We start from the raw sequence: 1,256 nt of genomic DNA on the forward strand, positions 1-1,256 counted from the left end.
GGGTTCATGACCGATCGGGCGGCCGAGTAGGCCGGCCGCTGACCGATCAGGCGGCCTCGACGCCGGCCGCCCGATCGGTCATGAACCCGCTCCGGCGGGGCAGCGGCCCTGATGCGGAGCTCCTGTCTTGCCAACGCTGCTGATGCGAAACGCGGAGATCCTCGTCACGATGGACGAGGAGCGGCGGGAGATCCGGGACGGCGGCCTGTTCGCCCGCGACGGGGTGATCGAGCAGGTCGGCCCGACCGCGGAGCTGCCGCGCGACGCCGACCTCTCGCTCGACATGCGCGGCTGCGTGGTGACGCCCGGGCTGGTGAACACCCACCACCACATGTTCCAGAACCTGACGCGCGCGCTGCCCGCGGGCCAGGACGCGCTGCTGTTCGGCTGGCTGAGCGCGCACTATCCGCTCTGGATGCGGATGCGCCCTGAGCACATCCGCGTCTCGGCCATGGTCGCGCTGGCCGAGCTCGCCGAGAGCGGCTGCACCACCAGCTCCGACCACCTCTACATGTTCCCCAACGGCGCCCGGCTCGACGATTCGATCGAGGCGGCGGGCGAGGTCGGGCTGCGCTTCCACGCCACCCGCGGCGCGATCAGCATCGGCCAGTCGCAGGGCGGCGTGCCGCCCGACGCGATGGTCGAGAGCGAGGACGCGATCCTTGCCGACACACGACGGCTGATCGAGGCGTTCGACGATCCGAGCCCCTTCTCGATGACCCGCGTCGGCGTGGCGCCCTGCTCGCCTTTCTCGGTGAGCCGCGAGCTGATGCGCGACTCCGCCGAACTGGCGCGGAGCTACGGCGTCCCGCTGCACACCCATCTCGCCGAGAACGACGAGGACGTCAGCTATTCGCTGGAGCGCTTCGGGCTTCGGCCGGGTGAGTACGCCGAGGAGCTCGGCTGGTGCGGCCCCGACGTCTGGCACGCGCACTGCGTCAAGCTCGACCCCTCGGAGATCGAGCTGTTCGCCCGCACCGGAACCGCGGTCGCGCATTGTCCGTGCTCGAACATGCGCCTCGGCAGCGGCATCGCTCCGGTGCGGAGGATGCTGGCGACCGGCGTCACCGTGGGGCTCGGCGTCGACGGATCGGCTTCGAACGATTCCGGCCATCTCCTGAACGAGGCGCGGCAGGCGCTGCTGTTGCAGCGCGTCGCGACCGGCGCCTCGGCGATGACGGCGCGCCGGCCGCCATGGATGGCGAGCTTCGGATTGAGCGAGCCGCGCACCTGCTCGACGGTCCGAAGGAGCTGGC

The 1,256-nt window shown here is 71.1% G+C and carries 1 protein-coding gene; it reads left to right on the top strand.

The window, feature by feature from the left end:
• Window positions 1-127: 127 nt before the first annotated feature.
• Window positions 128-1,256, top strand: a 1,129-nt coding sequence (locus ACIKT0_RS18525) for an 8-oxoguanine deaminase (protein WP_407106783.1), incomplete at its 3' end; no start/stop codon positions are given.

This window comes from Hansschlegelia beijingensis, from assembly GCF_045505405.1.
GTDB classification, from domain to species: Bacteria; Pseudomonadota; Alphaproteobacteria; order Rhizobiales; family Methylopilaceae; genus Methylopila; species Methylopila beijingensis_A.